Below are 19,229 nucleotides of genomic sequence, written 5' to 3'. Positions count from 1 at the left end.
GCTGTCCGAGCGGACCGGTGGGGTTCCCCGTCGTCTTACCGGACTTGACCATCGGGTCGCCAACGGCGCCGGTCTTGATCGCCGCGGTGTCCCAGCACTGCGCGTGCAGGAGCCACAGCGCCGCATCAGCCGGAGCCAGTTTCGGCGGCTCACCCTCGGTTCGCGCGGAGAACAGCGGCACGTTGTTGCCGGTGGCTTCCGCAGCGACCAGCAGTCCCGACCCCTTGGTCTCGCCCTTGGCCGTGCATAGCCCGGCGACCTGGGCGAACGGCGTCTCAGGATGGAACAGGTCGAGCCGGGAACGATGTTCTTCCAAGTAGGTGTCGAGCTTATCCAGCTCAGCCCCGCTGAAAGCCCCCTGCGCGAACCTGTCCGCCCATGCTCGCCGGTCAGCCGGAACGCCCAAAGCATCCACGACGACCGGCAGAAGCATCTGCCGCAGCAGCGCCGGTGATTGCGTCGGCAGATCAACGACAATCTCGCTGATCTCACCGGCGCGATGCAGCACCTCGCGCAGCCCCATCGGTTCGATGGTCTGCGCATCACCGAGACGCGGACGCAACCACCCCTCGGTGACCAGGTCGAACACCGGCATCGAAAAATCCTCAAAATAGTTATGTGTAAGGCTTGGGAGGCTAACTGGGCTTGGAGTGCCCGGTGGGCGGTATGGCAGAGTTGACCGGACGCGGCCTTGCGGTGGACAACGCCGGGCCCGTTGGCCTCGCCTCCGCGGGGATGGCTCCTAGTTATGTGTGAGCTGCGTGTTGGCCCTGCGCACGCGGGGGAAGGGCGGGGCGGCCACTGCTGTCCCGCCTTTCAGCCACGTGACTCGCGCACCACCAGCCCCAGGAACGGGTCGTAGCTGACGAGGTGGTCGCCGAGCCGCGCCACACCGCTGGAGTCCATTGGCAGGGCCCGGCTGTAGCGCAGCCACGGGTGATCGCGCCACCCGTCCAGCGGGCCCAGAGCATCCTCGGCCGTTTCGGTCAGCTTGGCCGGCAGGCGCACGGTGCCGCCGAGTACGTCATCCAGGACATCCCGTGACGCCTCACCATTGGTTCCGAGTGACCTGCCTGACAAGGCGCGGAACCCGTGGTCGTCGCGACGCACGAGCACCACCTCGATGCTGCGGTCGCCGTCGCGTACCACTGCCCGATGCTGCTCCTGCGACAGGTCACCGCGCGCTCCACCGCGGTGCAATCCTTCCAGTGTCGGCCGGGTGTGCTCACCGGCTCGGGTGAGCAGAAACGGCTCCGCGCTTTCGGCGCGCGTGCGCTGCCGGTCCTCCCAGTCGCTGCGGGCTTGACGTTCGGTCTCGGCCCAGGCATCCGGGACAACCTGGTGGTCGGCGTCATACACCTTGGCCACCAACTGCGGAACCTGCCCGGGGATGGACCAGTGCTCACCGGCAGCGTCACTCACCAGAGCCGCCGTACGCAACAACAGGTAACGCCCATAGATCGCCTCGGCGGCCGGAGGGAACTCCGGCGACGCGGCATCTCGCGGGCAGAAGCCGGTGACGACCACTCGCGGCCGCCCGACCGCCTGCGGCCGACCGACACCAGCATGCCGATGGATGCGGCCGATCCGCTGCAACAGCAGATCCATCGGAGCCAAGTCTGTGACCAGGAGATCGGCGTCGACGTCGAAGGACTGCTCGGCGATCTGTGTGGCCACGAGGATCATGCGATGGGGGCGCCCGGCCTCTCCCTGTCGAGGTGGCCCAAGCAATTGCAGACACCTTTCGGTACGGTCAGCCCGGTCGGCGGTGCTGAGTCGCCCGTGCAGCAACCGCACGTCCTCACCGAACTCGGCGCGCAGGGCGGCGAACGTCTCTTGTGCGCGCGGCACAGTGTTGCGGATCACCAGGGCGCAGCCGCCGTCGACGAGGCGTTCCCGTAGCAGGGAAAGTACCTGCGCGTCTCTCTCGGACATCTCGCCCGACATGCGCGCTGCCTGGTTGACCGGCTCGGGGAGGACCTCGATCTCGACGTGAAGATCCGGGCGCCAGGACGGGCAGCTCCCGATCAGGTGCTCCACGGCCGAATCGGTTCTCCACACGGCTGTCACATTCGGGTAGCCGGAGACCTCGCCGACCATCTCGGTCTCTGAGATTTCGGTGTGCTCGCAGTCTCCCGCGCCCGCCAGATACGCGGCGACAAGATCGCTCCGCTGCGCGGGAGGCAGAGTTGCCGACAGCAAGATGACCGGCACCCCTGCCTGCCCCAGCCAGCGCAGCCCCTCGGCCAGGAACTGCGACATGTACACGTCGGCGGCGTGCACCTCGTCCAAGACCACCACCTTGCCCGCCAGGCCCGCCATCCGCAGCATCACATGCTTTGTGCGGGTGGCGGCGAACAGCAACTGGTCGATCGTGCCCACAACGAACGGAGCCAGCAGGCCACGCTTGGCCCCCAGGAACCACTCCGCCGGCGCCAACCGCTCCGCCGCGGTCTCCGGGCAGCACGCCCCGCCCGAGAGGCCGTAGGGGTCGTCGAGATCGAACTCGTCCTCGACCACCCCGGCGAACCGGTCGTCCGGGCTGGGCCCGCCGTCCTCCAGAAGTTTCCGCCACTGCTTGTTGAACATCCGCTTGCCGTGCAGCAGAGCCACCTGCGAGGCGAGCGAAGGCGAGATCGCCTCGACCCACGAACGGACATTGGTGAACATCGGGTCGGACGTCGCCTGAGTCGGCATCCCGACGAACACCCCGCCCATCCCCCACCGAGCGGCCAAAATCTCAGCGGCTGCCAGCGCCGCCTTGGTCTTCCCCTCCCCCATCGGCGCCTCGACCACCATCAAGCCAGGCGCATCCATCCGCGCGGCAACATCCATGACCATCGTCTGCGACGGCCGTGGCGCCTCCCCAAAACGTCTCCGAAAAAGGCCTGCGTCCCGCTGATCCAGTTCATCCCAGCCCCCGCGCAAACCCAGGCGACCCCAGGCCTCATGCGCACGTTCCCGCGCACCTCCGATATTGACCCGCTCCAACGCATCGACACCCTTGAAATGGTCTTGATCGCTGGCGATCCAGTCGGCCATCACCACGAAACCACTCACCTGTAACTGCAATGCACGACTCGGCACGCTCGCCGGTTCGACATCAGCAACATCCCGGAACCCCACCGCCCGCGTCAGAACATCCAGCAATTGACGACGTGCCGCATCCCAGCCGGACGCTTTACCGCTGAGCTGCCCCTTAGCGCGGCGATTCTCACGGGCGTCACCAAGCGTAGGAAACCGACCGTGATGCCCAGCTATCAGCGGCCACACCCAGCCGACACTCTCCTCAGCCCACCCTGCCTCCGCAAGGTACCTGAGCATCAAGATCCCGCCAGCCCGATCATGACGCCACCGGTAGCGCAGAACCACGCGCTGATCCCACGCCAGCCCCGCACCCAGAACACGCGCGGCACCTGCAGCATCCATATGCTGGAACGCAGGAGTAGCCTTGCCGATATCGTGAACACCGCACACCCACGCAAACAGCCGCCTTCCCCCGCCTTCGCCGGCAACACCGTCCAACGCCCGACGGACCGACGGCGCCAGGTAATGATCCCAAACAAGTTCGGCCACCGCGGCAGTATCCAGAAGGTGCTGCACTAACAAATTTGCCTGGCCACCAGCTTTACCCGCGCTCTTGCCCCACAGCACCCCAAGCGGATCTTGCGTGTACGGGACTGGTCCTTCGATACTCACACCCGGGAAGGTAGCGAACCACACCGACAAAATAACGCTCATGACTGAAACACGGCGCGCAGTCAGATCATCACGGCTGTCAGGCATCACCATGATCACAAACCAACCGAATGGAAACCGGGTCTCTCCCTGCTAACGTCGCAGGTCAGCAAGGGTCGGCCCCGCGCCCGCGGGGATGGTTCCTCGCTTTCGGGACACGGCGGGGTGGTGGTGCCGTCGGCCCCGCGCCCGCGGGGATGGTTCACTGGTCCGGGGCAGCTTGACGCCCAGATGCTCGTCGGCCCCGCGCCCGCGGGGATGGTTCGTCGGTGATCGCTGCGGCCTCCCCGGACGTGAGGTCGGCCCCGCGCCCGCGGGGATGGTTCCACCTCGCGGCGGGTGCGGCGGGCGCTGGAGGAGTCGGCCCCGCGCCCGCGGGGATGGTTCCTCGCCGCGCGCCTACAGCAGGCCGAGCGGCAGGTCGGCCCCGCGCCCGCGGGGATGGTTCCGCCGCCGCCGGCGACGTCCGGCACAGCGCCTGGTCGGCCCCGCGCCCGCGGGGATGGTTCCTCACCTGGGACGGGACCTAGATGTCCGACGATGTCGGCCCCGCGCCCGCGGGGATGGTTCCGGTGGTGGGGCGCGAGGGTCGTCGAGGCCAACGTCGGCCCCGCGCCCGCGGGGATGGTTCCTGGTTGTAGTCGGTGAACCATGCCTGGGATGCGTCGGCCCCGCGCCCGCGGGGATGGTTCCCCGCCGCCGTCGGCGCGGTCCTGGCCGCCGTGGTCGGCCCCGCGCCCGCGGGGATGGTTCCCCGTCGTTCCCGTTCCGCACTCCACTGGAGTCGTCGGCCCCGCGCCCGCGGGGATGGTTCGCAGGTGCAGGCGGAAGGGTGGCCGCACCTGTAGTCGGCCCCGCGCCCGCGGGGATGGTTCCTCGCCGAGCCCCTCGGTGACCTCCTCAGATCCGTCGGCCCCCCGCCCGCGGGGATGGTTCTGCTGATCGATCCGGGGAGGGGTGTATCTCCTGGTCGGCCCCGCGCCCGCGGGGATGGTTCTCTGCGCCAGCGACAGCCCGGCACGCCGTAGCTGTCGGCCCCGCGCCCGCGGGGATGGTTCCAACGAGGTCGCCGACACCGACGGCGCCCACTCCGTCGGCCCCGCGCCCGCGGGGATGGTTCGACGGTGCGGGGGCCTGGGGGCGGCTTTGTGTGGTCGGCCCCGCGCCCGCAGGGATGGTTCCCGCGCGACGACCCGCGAGCCGACGCCCGGCGAGTCGGCCCCGCGCCCGCGGGGATGGTTCGATCTCGCCGGCCGGTGAGACATCGTTGGTGAGGTCGGCCCCGCGCCCGCGGGGATGGTTCCCCGTGCCAGGCGGAATCGTTCCTGGCCACCCAGTCGGCCCCGCGCCCGCGGGGATGGTTCCTGGAGGCGGTCCGCACCACCGAAACCGACGTGGTCGGCCCCGCGCCCGCGGGGATGGTTCGCACCGGTTCGACATGACGATGGTGGAGGTGCAGTCGGCCCCGCGCCCGCGGGGGGATGGTTCCATCGCGCACCACGGCGCACCCGGCATCCCCCAGTCGGCCCCGCGCCCGCGGGGATGGTTCCGCCTCACCGAGCCGCTACAGAGCTTGGACGCCGTCGGCCCCGCGCCCGCGGGGATGGTTCGGGGTGCCGTCAGACTGCCTACCGGGCGCGGCAGTCGGCCCCGCGCCCGCGGGGATGGTTCCCCGCGCCACCGGAAGACGGAGGAGTGATGGACGTCGGCCCCGCGCCCGCGGGGATGGTTCCTGCACCGCCGGCACGACTGCACCCGCCACGTCGTCGGCCCCGCGCCCGCGGGGATGGTTCTCACGTGGATCGACGGCACCAAGTGACCCCGGTGTCGGCCCCGCGCCCGCGGGGATGGTTCAGCCCGTCACAGCCTCTTGCGGGATGATGGGGGTCGGCCCCGCGCCCGCGAGGCTGGTTCGACGATTCGGTTGAAGACCAACGCCGGCGGCGGGTCGGCCCCGCGCCCGCGGCCGGTGGGGGGTATTGGAGGCATAGAAACGTCCGGCAGCCCGGTGCAGTGGCTAGCCGACCTAGGGGACGGTGAGTTGGGCCTTAGCGCGGACCATCGGACCTGACCTCTTGGCCGTGATGTGGCTGTGTGGTAGCTCCGCACCACGCCAGAAAATCTTCCCTTTTCAAAATCGTCAGCCTGATGCGCCGTCACCGCCGTCCGTGGGTAATACACCTAGCGGACAATGTTCGGGCGTGGCCTCATAAATAGGCTGAGGCGGCGTTTACGTTAATTGACTAAGATCGTCTACGCATACGCGAACGGATGCTGCTCTTCGGGGTTATTCAGCGTCGAGCAGGGCTAGAAGTGCCGCTGTGGGGACGCGGTAGCAGGAGCCGATGCGGATTACCTTGCAGGGGAACTGATCTTCTTTGGCGAGTTGGTAGGCATAGGTGCGGGAGAGGCCGAGGGCTCGGGCAGCGGTGACGATATCAACGACGGTGGGAAGTTCGGCGAGGTCTGCATACTTGAGGGGCTGCATAATTGGGCCTCCATGGAATTGCAGCTTACCGCTGATCGATGATAATGGCGGGCGATTAGGTGAAGCACCAGCAGCTATAGCAGATGCTGTCTTCGTCTCTCGAAGGAAGGGTTTCGGTTGCGGGTGACGGTGACGAGAGGGCGTTATAGCGGGTGAGGTAGACCGGGCTTGACGAGGTCGGCGCGGCGCTTACTGATGGTGGCCTCCAGGCGGCCGGCAGCGGTGGATTGCCATCCGCCGCCGTAGCTGAAGGCGCGAAGCGGCCCGCACCGCGGCGGGGTCTTCGGCTTCTTCGGGTGTGGTGACGCCGTCTTCGGGCGCCGACGATTTGGGGCTGGGCGTTCCTGGGGCCGGGGCGGTCAGAGCATGGGCTCGCGTGGTCGGGCAAGGGCAGAACCTCGGGCTAGGTTTCGGTGGAGTGCGGTACTGCAGGGTGGGCGGCGCCGATGTATTGGCGTTCGCGGTAGAGGTTGCCGGTGAATTGGGTGATGCGGACGACGTCGCCGGGGTGAAGGTCGGCGCCTCCACAGTGGGAGACCCTCAAGGACGCCGGGATCGACCCGGCACCCCAACGCGCATGCGGCACACGGGCGTCGTTCCTGCGCTCCCAAGCCGACGCCCTGCCGGCTTGCGACTTCCTGGAGACCCTCCCCCTGACACGGGCGCGCATGTACGTGCTGGCCGTGATCGAGCACCGCACCCGCCGGATCCACGTCCCGGGCGCGACCGCCCATCCAACGGACGCATGGGTGACGCAGGCCGCAAGGAACCTGGGCATGGACCTGGAGGACGCCGGGTGCCGGGCGCGGTGGCCGATCCGGGACCGCGACGGCAAGGTCCCCGAGCTGGCCGACGCGGTCCTGGCCGACGCGGGCATCACGATGGTGCTCACCGGGGTACGAATGCCACGGACGAACTCGATCATGGAACGGTGGGTGCAGACCTGCCGCCGCCAAATGCTGGACCGGACCCCGATCTGGAACCAGCGCCACCTGCCCCACACGCTGCGCGAGTTCGAGACCTTCTACAACGAGCACCGGCCGCACCGGGGCATTTCCAACGCCCGCCCGTGCACTCCGCAGCCTCCACCGACCACCGACCAGATCGCCGATCTGAACGTACGAAGACACCAACGTCTCGGTGGAATCCTCAACCAGTACCAGCATGCCGCATGACCTGCACGGATGGGGTTTTCGGCATGAGCAGGGCTCTACCGGGGCGACCACGCATACTGGTGCTCCGGGCGCCCGGTCGCGCCGTAGCGGAGCGACACCACGACCCGGCCAGCCTGGGCGAGTGCGGCCAGGTAGCGCTGGGCGGTGGCGCGGGAGATGCCGATCTCGTCGGCGACCTCGGCGGCGGAGCGGGGCGCCTCCGCGCGCCGCAGCGCGTCGCCGACCAGCCGCGCCGTCACCGGAGACTGGCCCCTGGGCGGCGGGGGACGGTCGTGCAGTGGCGCGTTCAGGGCGCGGACCGCGCCGTCCAACACGGCCTGCGACAGCTCGTCCTCGCCGGACAGCGCCTCCCGGTAGCGGGCGTAGGCGTTGAGCCGCGCGTTCAGCGCGGCGGCGGTGAACGGCTTGATCAGGTAGTGCAGGGCGCCGTTTCGCAGCGCCTCCCGCACGACGCCGGGGTCGGCCGCGGCCGTGGCCATGATGACGTCGGCGTCCAGCTCGGGGAGCAGGGTCAGGCCCGAGGAGTCCGGCAGGTAGACGTCCAGCAGGACGAGGGCCGGCGCCAGCTCGGCGGCCATGGACCGGGCCTGCGCGGCGGTGTGCGCGAGCCCGGCGACGGTGAACCCGCGCAGCGCCGCAACGAATCCCGCGTGCACCTGCGCGACCCGGAAATCGTCGTCCACGACGAGCACGCCGATCATCGTCGCCCCGCCCTCCTCACCGTACGCCCTCCGTGCCCAGCACCCCGGGGAGCCGGGCGACCGCAACGGCTCCGCCCTCGCCGGGCCCGGCCGAGCCACCGTCCACGAACGTCACGTCCCCGTCGCGGGCGCGCGCCGTGCGGCGCGCCAGCCCGAGGCCGAGTCCCCGCGACCAGCCGGCGACAGTGTCGCGAGTGGAGACGCCGTCGTCGAACACGGCGTCGCCGAACCCGTCCGGCAGCCCGTCTCCGGAGTCGGTGACCGTGATGTGCAGGTCGCCTCCGTCGCCGAGCAGTTCGACCTCAACGCGGGCGGGCCGCCGGCGGCCGAGCCGCGCCGCCTCGACGGCGTTGTCGACCAGGTTGCCGACGACGGTCGTCACGTCGAGGGGGTCGACGACGCGGCCCGGCACATAGCTGCCCGGCCCGATGTCGAGCCGGACGCCCTTCTCCGCGGCGACGGCGAACTTGGCCGACAGGAACGCACGCAGGTAGGGGTCCGACAGCGGATCGGGCAGGGTGTCGGGCGCGGGAGCGCGGGAGGCGGCGTCCTGCATCAGGGTCCCGACGTACTCGGAAGCCTCCTCGCTGTGCCCGAGCTGGAGCAGGCCCGACAGGGTGTGCAGCCGGTTGGCGTACTCGTGCCGCTGCGCGCGCAGCGCGTCGAAGAGCGTGCTGACCGAGTCCAGCTCGCGGGCGAGCGTCTCCAGGTCGGTGCGGTCGCGCAGAGTGACGACGGCGCCGAGGGCGCGGCGGTCCCGGCGGACCTCGCGGCGGTTGACGACCAGGACCCGGTCCCCCGCCGTGACGAACAGGTTCGCGGCCTCGCGCTCGCCGGTCAGGACGTCCCGCAGCGTCGTGCCCTCGGGAGCGAGGTCCCCGGCCGGGGCGCCCCGCTCGGGACTGACGCCGAGAAGTCGGGCCGCCTCCTCGTTGCAGACCGCGGTCCGCCCGGCGGTGTCGACGGCGACGACACCCTCGCCGACACCGTGCAGCACGGCCTCCCGCTCGTGGACGAGCTCGACCAGCTCGTACGGTTCGAGGCCGAGCGTCTGCCGTTTCAGCCGGCGGCCGATCGCTGCAGACGCCACCACACCGAGGAGGACGGCACCGGCGACGAAGAGTGACATCTCACGGAGCATGTGCCCGAGTTCCCGGTCGATCGCTCGGGCGTCGAACCCGACGCTGACCTCGCCGAGGATCTGCCCGTTGCCCCCGTACAGCGGCACCTTGCCGCGCGCGGACAGGCCGAGCGTGCCGCGCTCGACCCGCACGACCTCCCGGCCGGCCAGCGCGTCGGACGGGTCGGTGCTCACCCGCCCGCCCAGTCGTCTCGGGTTGGGGTGGGAGAAGCGCATGCCGCGGTTGTCGGTCACCACGACGAACAGCGCCCCGGTCCGGACCCGGATCCGCTCGGCCCGGTCCTGGACGAGATGTCCCGGATCGCCCGCCGCGACCGCGTCGGCGACTTCCGGATCGACGGCGACGGTGCGCGCCACCGTCAGCGCCCGCTGGCCGTACTGGTCGCGGAGCTGGCCGTCGAGCATCCATGCGACCAGCCCGTAGCCGAGGACGGCCACGATGACGACCACGCCGACCTGGAGGATCAGGACCTGCCGGGCGAAGGAGATGCGGGGCCGGACGGACATGACGTGTCACGGTAACCCATGCCGGCCCGGCCGCCCACCCCCGAGCGAGCAGAATGCACAGAAGTCCGGAAAACGCGCTTAACGTGGGGATTCGCGGCTTGCGAGCACATCGCGGGCAAGGGTTCCGGTGACGTGCGCCACATTCGTACGGTTCGGCAGTGTCCGAATCAGCGATGTCCGAAGAAGCAGTGCCTCGAGAACAGACCACCGAGCGCCGCGCCGCCGGGCCCGTGATCGAGCTGGACGGCGCAGCCAAGCGCTTCCGGTCGGCCGGCGGCGTGCACACGGCCGTCCGCGACCTGCACATGAGCGTGGGGTCCGGCGAGTTCGTCGCCGTGGTCGGCCCGACCGGCTGCGGCAAGTCCACCACCCTGTCCCTCGTATCCGGCCTGGAGCCGGCGTCGGAGGGCCGAGTCCTGGTCCACGGCCGACCGGTCGACGGCATACCCGACGGCGTCGGCTACATGTTCCAGAACGACGCCGTACTGCCGTGGCGGTCCGTCCTGGACAACGTCGCGGCCGGTCCCCGCTACCGGGGCGCGTCCAGGCGCGAGGCCCGCGCCCGCGCCCGCGACTGGGTCGCGCGGGTCGGCCTGGCGGGCTTCGAGGGCTACTACCCCCACCAGCTGTCGGGCGGGATGCGCAAGCGCGTCGCGCTCGCGCAGACCCTCGTGAACGAGCCGTCCGTGCTGCTCATGGACGAGCCGTTCTCCGCGCTCGACGTCCAGACCCGCGGCCTCATGCAGGACGAGCTGCTGCGGCTGTGGTCGGGGTCCGGCGCCGCCGTCGTGTTCGTCACCCACGACCTGGAGGAGGCGCTCGTCCTGTCCGACCGGGTCGTGGTCATGACCGCCGGCCCGGCCACGATCAAGGGCGTCTTCGAGGTGCCGCTCGACCGGCCGCGGGACGCCGAGGAGGTCCGCCTCACCAGCGAGTTCCTCGACATCTACCGCGAGGTGTGGGACTCGCTGCGCGACGAGGTCCAGATCACCCGCGAGAGAGGGGCCGGCCATGCCGCGTGACGCGCACCTGGCGGAGGCAACGGCGACCGTCGAGAAGGCGCCGCCCGCGGCGGCAGCCGCCGCCGACTGGGGCGAGCCGGCCGCGATCGCGCGGGCGCGCACCGCCGGGCTGCGCCGCGCCCTCGGCATCAACGCCGTGCGGATCGCGCTCGTCGCGGCGTGGCTCGGCTCGTGGGAGCTCGCCGCCCGACACGTGATCGACCCGTTCTACTACTCGATGCCCTCGAAGATCTGGGAGCGGCTCGTCGGATGGTTCACCGACGGCACCTCGCAGGGATCGATCTGGGAGCAGATCTCCGTCACGCTGCAGGAGGCCGTCGCGGGCTTCGCGCTCGGCGCCGCCGGCGGCGTTGTCCTCGGCATCGTGCTCGGCCGCAGCCGGTTCCTGGCGGACGTGTGCGCGCCGTTCATCAAGGCCGTCAACGCTATACCGCGCATCATCCTGGCCTCGCTGTTCATCATCTGGTTCGGCCTCGGCATGCAGTCCAAGATCGCGACGGCGTTCGTGCTGGTGTTCTTCGCGGTGTTCTTCAACGCCTTCCAGGGTGCCCGCGAGGTCGACCGGAACCTCGTGAACAACGCGCGCATCCTCGGCGCGGGCCGGCTGCAGGTGCTGTGGACGATCGTGGTGCCGAGCGCCACCTCGTGGATCCTCGCGTCGCTGCACTCGGCGTTCGGGTTCGCCATCATCGGCGCGATCGTCGGCGAGTACACCGGCGCCGACAAGGGCCTCGGCCTGCTCATCAACCACGCGCAGGGCACCTTCGACTCGGCCGGCATCTATGCCGGGATGATCATAATCACCGTGCTGGCCCTGCTCGCCGAGTACCTGCTCACGCTGCTGGAGGGCCGGCTGCTGCGCTGGCGCCCCACTGTCTCCGGCCACGACGTCCAGATCTGACCCCCGACAGGAGAACCCCATGCCCACCAGCAGGCCCACCGCCTCCGTGCGGGTGAGCGCCGCCGCGCTCGCCACTCTCACCGCCCTGTCGTCCCTCTCGGCCTGCCGCGACTCCCACGGCGGCGGGGACGAGACGTCCGGCGGCACCGTCAAGATCATGGTCGGCGGGATCGACAAGGTCATCTACCTGCCCGCCAAGCTCACCGAGCAGCTCGGCTCCTTCAAGGCGCAGGGGCTGAAGGTCCAGCTGCTGACCGAGCCCGCGGGTGCGCAGGCCGAGAACGTGCTCATCGCCGGCGACGTGCAGGCAGTCGTCGGCTTCTACGACCACTCCATCCATCTCCAGACCAAGGGCAAGTGCGTGGAGAGCATCGTGCAGATGGCCGACGTCCCGGGCGAGGCCGAGATGGTGGCGACCGCGAAAGCGGGCTCGCTGACGTCCCCGGCCGGGTTCAAGGGCAAGAAGCTCGGCGTCACCAGCCCGGGATCGTCGACCGATTTCATCACCCGCGCGCTCGCCGTGCGGAATGGGGTGAAGACCTCCGACTACACGACGGTGAAGGCCGGCGCGGGCCAGACGTTCATCTCCACGATGGACAACGGCGGCATCGACGCGGGCATGACGACCGACCCGACGATCGCCAAGCTCGTCAGCACCGGCAAGGGCAGAGTGATGGTCGAGATGCGCACCGAGGAGGGCACCCGCGAGGCGCTCGGCGGGCTGTACCCGTCCAGCTCCCTCTACATGGACTGCGCGTACGTGAAGTCGCACGCCGAAACCGTGCAGAAGCTCGCCAACGCGTTCGTCAAGACCCTCGGCTGGATCAAAGCGCACAAGCCAGCGGAGATCGCCGCGAAGATGCCGAAGGACTACGCGGGCGGCGACCCGAAGTTGTACGAGAAGGCGATCGGCGACTCGATCAGCATGTTCAACGGGGACGGCGTCATGAAGCCGGAGGCGGCGGAGAACGTCCTGAAGGTGCTGGCGCAGTTCTCACCGGAGGTGGGTGAGAAGAAGGGCCAGATCGACCTGGCCAAGACCTACACGACCCAGTTCGTGACCAAGGCGAAGCAGCCCTGAGCCGACGCCGGACGCCGGACGCGGGCCGGGCCTTGCGCGGAGGCCCGGCCCGTCAGCCTGCCGGGCCGGGGCCGGATCGGCCCGTGCGCGCGGGCGTGGCTGCATCAACTGCTGCTGGGCCACCTCGCGGCGCGGGACGGCCGCCCGGTGCGTCCGTCTGGACGAGCTGGACAACATCTGCGCCGTGCTCGGCTTCGGCGTGGTCGGGCTCGTAATCTGTGATGCGGTCTCTCGGCGTCTTCGATTACTTCCGCCCATCAGCGGACGGCCTGGGGGACGTTCCAGGGGTTGTCGTCGCGGAGCGGGGGCGGGAGGAGGTGCTGCGGCCAGTTCTGGAACGCGAGGGGGCGTAGGAACCGGTCGATCGCCGCAGGGCCCACCGAGGTCGTGGCGGGCGCCGTCGTCGCAGGGTAGGGGCCGCCGTGCTGCATCGCGTTGGTGACGGAGACGCCGGTGGGCCACTGGTTCCACAGGACGCGTCCGCTGCGGTCGGCCAGGACCGCTGGAAGCGTGCCCAGGTCGTCGTTCTGTTCCGCATGCACGGAGGCCGTCAGCTGGCCCGGCAGTCTCGACAGGGCCTCGGCCACGTCGGCGAGGTCACCGTAGGTGACGACCAGGCCGAGCGGACCGAAGCATTCCTCGGCTGCTCGGGTGTCGGCCTTGAACGCATCAAGGTCCATGGTGAGGAGGCGGGCAGCGGTGGACGCTGCGTTCGGCCAGACGAGGCGGTGGACACCGGGGCGGGCGGCCAACGCGGCCGCGGCATCCAGGTAGCCCGTTTCGATGCGGTCGTTCAGCATCGGGGCGGCGGCGATCTCGTGGAGGCGTGCGCTGATGCCGTCCAGCAGCCCGGTGGGGGCGAACAGGAGGCCGGGGTTCGTGCAGAACTGGCCGGCGCCCAGGGTGAGGGACGCCGTGTAGCCCTCGATGATCTCCTTGCCGCGAGCCTCAGCGGCCGCGGGTGTCACCACGGACGGGTTGACGCTTCCCATCTCGGCGTAGAACGGGATCGGCACCGCGCGTTGCGCGGCGATCTCGGCGAGGGCCAGGCCGCCGCGTTGGGAGCCGGTGAACGCAGCAGCGGCGATGCCGGGGTGCCGGAGCGCCTCGACACCCTGGGCCTCGCCTTCGACCAGGGCGAGCACACCGTCCGGGAGGACGGGGGAGATGATCTCGGCGATGCGGCGGGACAGCCGAGGGTGGCCGGGGTGGGCCTTGACCACGGCCGGGCAGCCCGCCGCCCAGGCGGACACCGTGTCGCCACCCGCGACGCTGAACGCGAAGGGGAAGTTGCTCGCGGCGAAGACCAGGACCGGGCCGATGGCCGTCCGGTAGCGGCGCAAGTCGGGGCGGGGACCGGTCGGCCAGGACGGGTCGGACCTGTCGATGCGGGCGTCGTGAAAGGCCCCGGTCCGGATCTCGTCGGCGAACATCGTCAGCTGGAACGTCGTGCGGGCCAGTTCACTGTTCAAGCGGGCCACGCCGAGGTGGGTTTCCTCGTCGGCGATGGCGACCAGTTCATCGCGGGCACCGCGCAGCGCTGCGGCGACGGAGGCCAGGGCTCCGGCACGCTGCTCGGGTGGTGTTGACGCCCAGCGAGGTGCGGCGGTCTGGGCGATGCTGACGGCCTGATCCGGTGTCATGGGCCTTTCCTTAGAAGACGAAGCCTTCGGGGAAGGGGTCGGCGGGGTCGAGCAGGTAGGTCGCGGTTCCGGTGATCCAGGCGCGTCCGGTGAACTCGGGGACGACGGCGGGGAGCCCGGCGACCTCGGTCTCGGCGACGAGGCGGCCGGTGAAGCGAGTGCCGATGAACGACTCGTTCACAAACTCGGTGTGCAGGGGCAGTTCGCCGCGCGCGTGGAGCTGCGCCATGCGGGCGGACGTCCCTGTGCCGCAGGGGGAACGGTCGAACCAGCCGGGGTGGATCGCCATGGCGTTGCGCGAGTGGGACGCGCCCGAGCCGGGGGCGAGGAACTGGACGTGCTTGCAGCCGCCGATCAGCGGGTCCGCCGGGTGCACGGGGCGGTCGGTCTCGTTGATCGCCGCCATGACGGACAGCCCAGCCTTGAGGATGTCGTCCTTGCGGGACCGGTCGAACGGCAGGCCGAGCGGTTCGAGGTCGGTGATGGCGTAGAAGTTGCCGCCGTAGGCCAAGTCGTAGCGGACGTCGCCGAGCCCGGGAACGGTGACCTCGGCGTCCCGGCGGAGGGCGAACGAGGCGACGTTGCGCAGTGTGACGTGTTCGGCGACGCCGTCGCGGACGGCGACGCGGGCCTCGACGAGCCCGGCCGGGACGTCCAGCCGGACGATCGTCTCCGGTTCGGTCACCTCGACCATCCCGGTCTCGACCAGCACGGTCGCGACCCCGACGGTGCCGTGCCCGCACATCGGCAGGAAGCCGCTGGCCTCGATGTAGACGACGCCCCAGTCGGCGTCCGGGCGGGTCGGCGGCTGCAGCAGCGCGCCGCTCATCGCGGGGTGACCGCGGGGCTCGTCCACCAGGAAGCGGCGCAGCCCGTCCAAGTGCCGGACCGCGTGGGCGCGCCGCTCGGCCATCGTGGCGCCGGGGATGGGCGGGACCCCGCCCGTGACGACGCGGGTCGGCATTCCCTCCGTGTGCGAGTCGACGGCGCTGATCGAGCGGACTGAGCGCATCAGGCGGCCTGCCGGTTTCGGAGCGCCGCAATGGCGCGGGCCATGTCGGCGGTGACGGCGGCACGCTGCGCCTCGGTGAGCGGGCCGCGCGGCGGACGGCACGGTCCTCCGTACCGCCCGGCCTGATCCATGCCGAGCTTGATGGCCTGGACGAACTCGGTCCGGGAGTCCCAGCGGAAGGCGGCGATGAGCACCTCGTACAGGCCGCGCGCCTCCTCCAGCTTCCCGGCGAGGGCCAGGTCGTACAGCTGCGCCGACTCGGCGGGGAACACGTTCGGGAACCCCGCGAACCAGCCGGTCGCGCCCATCAGCAGAGATTCGAGGGCGACGTCGTCGGCGCCCGAAACGACCTCCAGTCCGGGCGCCTTCTCGGTGATCTCCAGGACGCGGCGGACGTCGCCGGAGAACTCCTTGACCGCCGTGACGTTGTCGATCTGCGCGATCTCGGCGAGCAGGTCCGGCGTCAGGTCCACCTTGGTGTCGAGCGGGTTGTTGTAAACCATGACCGGTAGCCCGACGGACGCGACCGACTCGTAGTGCGCGATGACGTCGGCGCGGTTCGCCCGGTACATGGTGGGCGGCAGGCACAGGACGCCGTCCGCGCCGTCCTCGGCGGCGATCTCCGTCCAGTGCCTCGCCTGGTGGGAACCGGGGCCATGCACGCCGACGATCACGATGCCGTCCCCGCCGACCGCCTCCACGGCGGTGCGGGCGACGCGGCGGCGCTCGTCTGCGGTGAGGGCCGAGTACTCGCCGAGTGAGCCGTTCGGGCCGACACCGCGGCAGCCGTTGCCGACCAACCAGCGGCAGTGCTCGGCATAGGCGTCGTAGTCGACGGCGAGCCCGGCGGGGGCGTCGGCGTCCTCGCGGTAGGGCAGGGCCGTGGCCACCACGAGGCCGCCGAGACTCTGGGACTTGGTGCCGCTCATCGGGGGCTCTCCTTCGTTTCTTCCTCGATGGGATGTCGTGCCAGTTCGCCGAGCCGGATCGGCTGGGCGACGGGTCGGTGGTGGGCCGCGCCTCGGGACAGCAGTTCGGCGACCGTGGGGCCGCAGATCCGCGCCTGGCACGGGCCGAGCCCGGCGCGGGTCGCGAGCTTCACCGCGTGGGGCGAGTCCCGGGCGGGATCGGCGGCCGCACGCAGGAGCGTGCCGTAGGTGGTCTCCTCGCAGCGGCAGACGATCGTGCCGGGATGCAGCCAGCCGCGCCAGGCGGCGCCGATCGGGTGCGCGGCGGCGAGGCGCGCCGCGAACGCGCGGGCCCGGTCGCGGCGGCGCCGCACGGGTCGCAGCTCGGCGGCGGCGGGGGAACCGCCCCCGGCGATCCAGCCGGCGAGGAGCCCCTCGGTCGCAGCGGCCTGGGCGCCGGCGATGCCGGTGATCTCCCCGGCGGCGTGCACGTCGGTGGCGGTGGTGAGCTGGTCGCCGTCCACCTCGACGAACGCGCCGTCCCGCAGGCGGCAGCCGGCGGCGACGGGGAGTTCGAGCTGCGGGCTGAAGCCGTGGGTGACGCAGACCGCGTCCACCGCGAGGGTCCGTTCGGTGCCGGGCACGACCGACCAGTCGGGACGCAGGCGTGCCGTGACCGCCTCCTCCACGCGTCCGGCGCCGCGCGCCTCGACCACGGCGCGGCCCGTCCGGTAGGGGACGCGGTGCCGGGCGAGCAGCCCGAGGTATCCGGCGAGTTCGGCGCCCTTGCCCGGCTGCGCCGCGAGTTCCCACGGACGGTGCAGCCAGCCGCGTGCCATGGTCGCGGCGGGGTTGGCCTCCAGCACCGCCTGGACGGTCGAGCCGGCCGCCAGGAGCGAGGCGGCGACCGGTAGCAGGAACGGTCCAGAGCCGGCGATCAGGACGCGGTCACCGACGATGAGGTGCTCCCCCTTGGCGAGCGCCTGCGCGGCTCCGGCGGTGTAGACGCCGGGCAGTTCCCAGCCGGGGAACGGCAGGACGCGGTCGTGGGCGCCGGGTGCGAGGACGAGCCCGTCGGGTCGCAGGACGTGCCGTTCACGTGCCGCCCCGTCGGTCTCGCCGCGCAGCACGTGGACGTGCGGGGCGCCCCGGTCCCGGCGCTCGATCGCCCAGACGGTGCTCCGTGGCCACCAGGCGCAGTGCGGATGACCGAGCACGTGACCGCGGCGGCGTTCGAAGCCGCGCCGGCCGCGGTGAAGGCGCCCGGGGTGCGCAGTGGCGTAGGCGTCCGGGGGCATCCGGTGATACTGGCCGCCGGGGTCGTCGGCGGTGTCGAGCAGCGTCACCCGCGCCCCTGCGCGCAGGGCGCCCACCGCCGCGCCCAGGCCTGCCGGCCCGGCCCCGATGATCACCACGTGCCGGGTCATCGGGCGTCCTCCCTCGCGCGGGACTGGGTGGCGACCGCGTCGCCGTCGCGGGCGCGGCGGCGGCAGGCCCGCACGTCGCGGACGCCGTTGACGGTGACGAGGCAGTCGAAGCAGGCACCGATGCCGCAGAAGACGCCGCGCGGGGAGCCGGACGGGCCTTCGCGCCAGGCCAGCCGCCCGGACGCCAGCAGCACTCCGGCGATCGTCTGGCCCTCGATGCCGGTGAGCGGTTCGCCGTCCACGGTGATCCGCAGCGGGATCTCCCGTCGCCCAGCCGCGTTGCCGGCGGTGCGCGCGAGTCTCGGGCTCATCCGTTCTCCCCTTCGGCTTGGAGGGCGGGCCGGTCGACCCTGAACGGCTCCGCGTCGATGTCGGGTTCGCGATCGAGCAGCAGGTCGCGCAGCAGGGCGGCCGTCCCGACCGAGAGCCCGATGCCGGCGCCCTCGTGGCCGGTGGCGTGCCAGAGCCCGCTCAGGCGCGGGTCGGCGCCGATGACGGGCAGGTGGTCGGCGACGTACGGGCGGAACCCGCCGTAGGCGCGCATCACCGGCACGCCGGCCAGGGAGGGGAAGAGGCGGAGCGCCTTGCCCGCGATGACCGACAGGACCTCGGGACGGAGCCGGTCGTCGAATGCGACCCGGCGCCGCGACGAGCCGATGAGGACCGTCCCGGCACGGGTGGATTCGACCACGGCGGACGCCTGCAGGTCTCCGGCGCCGCTGCCGACGGCGCCCACATAGTCCGCGTCGTAGACCTTGTGGAAGACGGTCGGCGGCATCGGCGCGGTGACGAGCACCTCGCCGCGCCGGGGCCTGACGTCCAGCCGTACGCCCAGCCGTGCGGCGACCTCGCCGGACCACGGGCCGGTGGCGTTGACGAATGCGTCCCCCTCGATGGTTCCGGCGCGGGTGCGGACGCCGGTGATGCGGCCGCTGCGCACGACGGCGCCGGTGATCTCGTGTCCGGTGCGCAGGGCAGTGCCGGCGCGGACGGCGTCGGCGAGCAGCGCGGTGGCCGCGCCGGCGGGCTGAACCTGCGCATCGCCGGGGTAGTGGACGGCGGTGGTGCAATCACGGGTGAGGTGCGGTTCCCAGTCAGCGAGGGCGGCGGCGTCCAGGTCGGCGGCGTCGATGCCGGCCGCGCGCTGGGACGCCGCGAACTCCCGCAGGGTTCGCGCGCCTTCGCCGGTGGTCGCGACGACGATGCCGCCCTTGGGCTCCCACTCCACAGCGTCCGCGTCCGCGTCCGGGAGGATCTGGAGGATCTGCGGCCACAGTCGCCGGGACAGCTTCGCGAGCTCCAGTTCGGGACCGGGTCCCTTGTCGGAGACCAGGACGTTGCCCTCGCCGTGCGCGGTGGTCGCCGCGGCGGGGCCGTCGCGGTCCACGACCGTGACGTCGCACCCCGCCAGGGCGAGTTCGCGGGCACAGGCGGCGCCGATGATCCCGGCACCGAGCACCACAACCCGCGCCATCACCCACTCCA

15 protein-coding genes and 2 CRISPR repeat arrays are annotated in these 19,229 nt (G+C 71.2%); of the genes, 4 read left to right on the top strand and 11 right to left on the bottom strand.

Going from position 1 to position 19,229, the window contains the following annotated elements; genetic code table 11:
• From casA to AL2_RS17710, 3 genes are all read right to left on the bottom strand, one after another.
• The coding region (gene casA / locus AL2_RS17720) for a type I-E CRISPR-associated protein Cse1/CasA (RefSeq protein WP_067634938.1) at window positions 1-595 on the bottom strand (595 nt) is incomplete at its 3' end.
• 221 nt (window positions 596-816) lie between these two features.
• Window positions 817-3,792 carry a CRISPR-associated helicase Cas3' gene (gene cas3, locus AL2_RS17715; RefSeq protein WP_245666706.1) on the bottom strand — a complete coding sequence of 992 codons (2,976 nt, stop codon included), beginning with the start codon at window positions 3,790-3,792 and terminating at the stop codon, window positions 817-819.
• Between the two features lie 61 nt (window positions 3,793-3,853).
• Window positions 3,854-5,163: a CRISPR direct-repeat array (repeat unit 28 nt; unit sequence GTCGGCCCCGCGCCCGCGGGGATGGTTC).
• Between the two features lie 95 nt (window positions 5,164-5,258).
• A CRISPR array of direct repeats spans window positions 5,259-5,652; the repeat unit is 28 nt; unit sequence GTCGGCCCCGCGCCCGCGGGGATGGTTC.
• 373 nt (window positions 5,653-6,025) lie between these two features.
• Window positions 6,026-6,226, bottom strand: a complete 201-nt coding sequence (locus AL2_RS17710) for a helix-turn-helix domain-containing protein (RefSeq protein WP_067634937.1) — start codon at window positions 6,224-6,226, stop codon at window positions 6,026-6,028.
• Window positions 6,227-6,894: 668 nt separating this feature from the next.
• On the opposite strand from AL2_RS17710, the gene AL2_RS17705 reads away from it, so the two are divergent.
• On the top strand, window positions 6,895-7,401 hold the full coding sequence (locus tag AL2_RS17705; RefSeq protein ID WP_067634936.1) for an integrase core domain-containing protein: 507 nt from the start codon (window positions 6,895-6,897) through the stop codon (window positions 7,399-7,401).
• Window positions 7,402-7,436: 35 nt separating this feature from the next.
• On the opposite strand, the gene AL2_RS17700 is transcribed toward AL2_RS17705, so the two are convergent.
• Both AL2_RS17700 and AL2_RS17695 read right to left on the bottom strand, forming a co-directional pair.
• Window positions 7,437-8,102 (bottom strand): response regulator, encoded by a 666-nt coding sequence (locus AL2_RS17700; protein WP_067634935.1) that lies wholly within the window; start codon window positions 8,100-8,102, stop codon window positions 7,437-7,439.
• A 16-nt stretch (window positions 8,103-8,118) separates the two neighbouring features.
• Window positions 8,119-9,750: a sensor histidine kinase gene (locus AL2_RS17695; protein ID WP_157438210.1), complete on the bottom strand. Its 1,632-nt coding sequence runs from the start codon at window positions 9,748-9,750 to the stop codon at window positions 8,119-8,121.
• A gap of 188 nt (window positions 9,751-9,938) precedes the next feature.
• On the opposite strand from AL2_RS17695, the gene AL2_RS17690 reads away from it, so the two are divergent.
• The 3 genes from AL2_RS17690 to AL2_RS17680 are packed head-to-tail and all read left to right on the top strand — an operon-like array spanning window position 9,939 to window position 12,754.
• On the top strand, window positions 9,939-10,772 hold the full coding sequence (locus AL2_RS17690) for an ABC transporter ATP-binding protein (protein ID WP_210748132.1): 834 nt from the start codon (window positions 9,939-9,941) through the stop codon (window positions 10,770-10,772).
• Entirely contained in the window at window positions 10,762-11,673 is a 912-nt protein-coding gene (locus AL2_RS17685) for an ABC transporter permease (protein ID WP_067634933.1), read from the top strand. Before AL2_RS17690 ends, AL2_RS17685 begins: the two co-directional genes overlap by 11 nt.
• A 19-nt stretch (window positions 11,674-11,692) precedes the next feature.
• Window positions 11,693-12,754, top strand: coding sequence for an ABC transporter substrate-binding protein (locus AL2_RS17680; protein ID WP_083946620.1), 1,062 nt, complete (start codon window positions 11,693-11,695; stop codon window positions 12,752-12,754).
• 257 nt (window positions 12,755-13,011) lie between these two features.
• Here the strand turns inward: AL2_RS17680 and AL2_RS17675 are convergent, their stop codons facing one another.
• Genes AL2_RS17675 through AL2_RS17650 form a run of 6 tightly spaced genes read right to left on the bottom strand, consistent with a single transcriptional unit; the run spans window position 13,012 to window position 19,218 of the window.
• Window positions 13,012-14,397, bottom strand: coding sequence for an aldehyde dehydrogenase (NADP(+)) (locus tag AL2_RS17675; RefSeq protein WP_067634932.1), 1,386 nt, complete (start codon window positions 14,395-14,397; stop codon window positions 13,012-13,014).
• Window positions 14,398-14,407: 10 nt separating this feature from the next.
• Window positions 14,408-15,409 (bottom strand): proline racemase family protein, encoded by a 1,002-nt coding sequence (locus AL2_RS17670; RefSeq protein ID WP_067634931.1) that lies wholly within the window; start codon window positions 15,407-15,409, stop codon window positions 14,408-14,410.
• Entirely contained in the window at window positions 15,409-16,338 is a 930-nt protein-coding gene (locus tag AL2_RS17665; RefSeq protein ID WP_067634930.1) for a dihydrodipicolinate synthase family protein, read from the bottom strand. The genes AL2_RS17670 and AL2_RS17665 overlap by 1 nt, the downstream gene beginning before the upstream one ends.
• A complete protein-coding gene (locus tag AL2_RS17660; RefSeq protein WP_067634929.1) occupies window positions 16,335-17,744 on the bottom strand; it encodes an FAD/NAD(P)-dependent oxidoreductase in 1,410 nt (469 codons plus the stop codon). Before AL2_RS17660 ends, AL2_RS17665 begins: the two co-directional genes overlap by 4 nt.
• Complete coding sequence (locus tag AL2_RS17655) at window positions 17,741-18,055, bottom strand: (2Fe-2S)-binding protein (protein ID WP_067634928.1); 315 nt, start codon at window positions 18,053-18,055, stop codon at window positions 17,741-17,743. The genes AL2_RS17660 and AL2_RS17655 overlap by 4 nt, the downstream gene beginning before the upstream one ends.
• Window positions 18,052-19,218 (bottom strand): NAD(P)/FAD-dependent oxidoreductase, encoded by a 1,167-nt coding sequence (locus tag AL2_RS17650; RefSeq protein ID WP_067634988.1) that lies wholly within the window; start codon window positions 19,216-19,218, stop codon window positions 18,052-18,054. Before AL2_RS17650 ends, AL2_RS17655 begins: the two co-directional genes overlap by 4 nt.
• Window positions 19,219-19,229 lie beyond the last annotated feature (11 nt).

The sequence above is a fragment of the Actinomadura latina NBRC 106108 genome (assembly GCF_001552195.1).
Taxonomy (GTDB): domain Bacteria; phylum Actinomycetota; class Actinomycetes; order Streptosporangiales; family Streptosporangiaceae; genus Spirillospora; species Spirillospora latina.
The sequence above is the reverse complement of the archived record's forward strand: the minus strand, read 5'-3'. Positions and strand labels throughout refer to the sequence as shown.

Bases quoted from the DNA above. Each gene is read 5' to 3' on its own strand.
- cas3 (WP_245666706.1), bottom strand. From the start codon at position 3,792: ATGGTGATGCCTGACAGCCGTGATGATCTGACTGCGCGCCGTGTTTCA.
- AL2_RS17710 (WP_067634937.1), bottom strand. From the start codon at position 6,226: ATGCAGCCCCTCAAGTATGCAGACCTCGCCGAACTTCCCACCGTCGTT.
- AL2_RS17705 (WP_067634936.1), top strand. From the start codon at position 6,895: ATGTACGTGCTGGCCGTGATCGAGCACCGCACCCGCCGGATCCACGTC.
- AL2_RS17700 (WP_067634935.1), bottom strand. From the start codon at position 8,102: ATGATCGGCGTGCTCGTCGTGGACGACGATTTCCGGGTCGCGCAGGTG.
- AL2_RS17695 (WP_157438210.1), bottom strand. From the start codon at position 9,750: ATGTCCGTCCGGCCCCGCATCTCCTTCGCCCGGCAGGTCCTGATCCTC.
- AL2_RS17685 (WP_067634933.1), top strand. From the start codon at position 10,762: ATGCCGCGTGACGCGCACCTGGCGGAGGCAACGGCGACCGTCGAGAAG.
- AL2_RS17680 (WP_083946620.1), top strand. From the start codon at position 11,693: ATGCCCACCAGCAGGCCCACCGCCTCCGTGCGGGTGAGCGCCGCCGCG.
- AL2_RS17675 (WP_067634932.1), bottom strand. From the start codon at position 14,397: ATGACACCGGATCAGGCCGTCAGCATCGCCCAGACCGCCGCACCTCGC.
- AL2_RS17670 (WP_067634931.1), bottom strand. From the start codon at position 15,409: ATGCGCTCAGTCCGCTCGATCAGCGCCGTCGACTCGCACACGGAGGGA.
- AL2_RS17665 (WP_067634930.1), bottom strand. From the start codon at position 16,338: ATGAGCGGCACCAAGTCCCAGAGTCTCGGCGGCCTCGTGGTGGCCACG.
- AL2_RS17660 (WP_067634929.1), bottom strand. From the start codon at position 17,744: ATGACCCGGCACGTGGTGATCATCGGGGCCGGGCCGGCAGGCCTGGGC.
- AL2_RS17655 (WP_067634928.1), bottom strand. From the start codon at position 18,055: ATGAGCCCGAGACTCGCGCGCACCGCCGGCAACGCGGCTGGGCGACGG.
- AL2_RS17650 (WP_067634988.1), bottom strand. From the start codon at position 19,218: ATGGCGCGGGTTGTGGTGCTCGGTGCCGGGATCATCGGCGCCGCCTGT.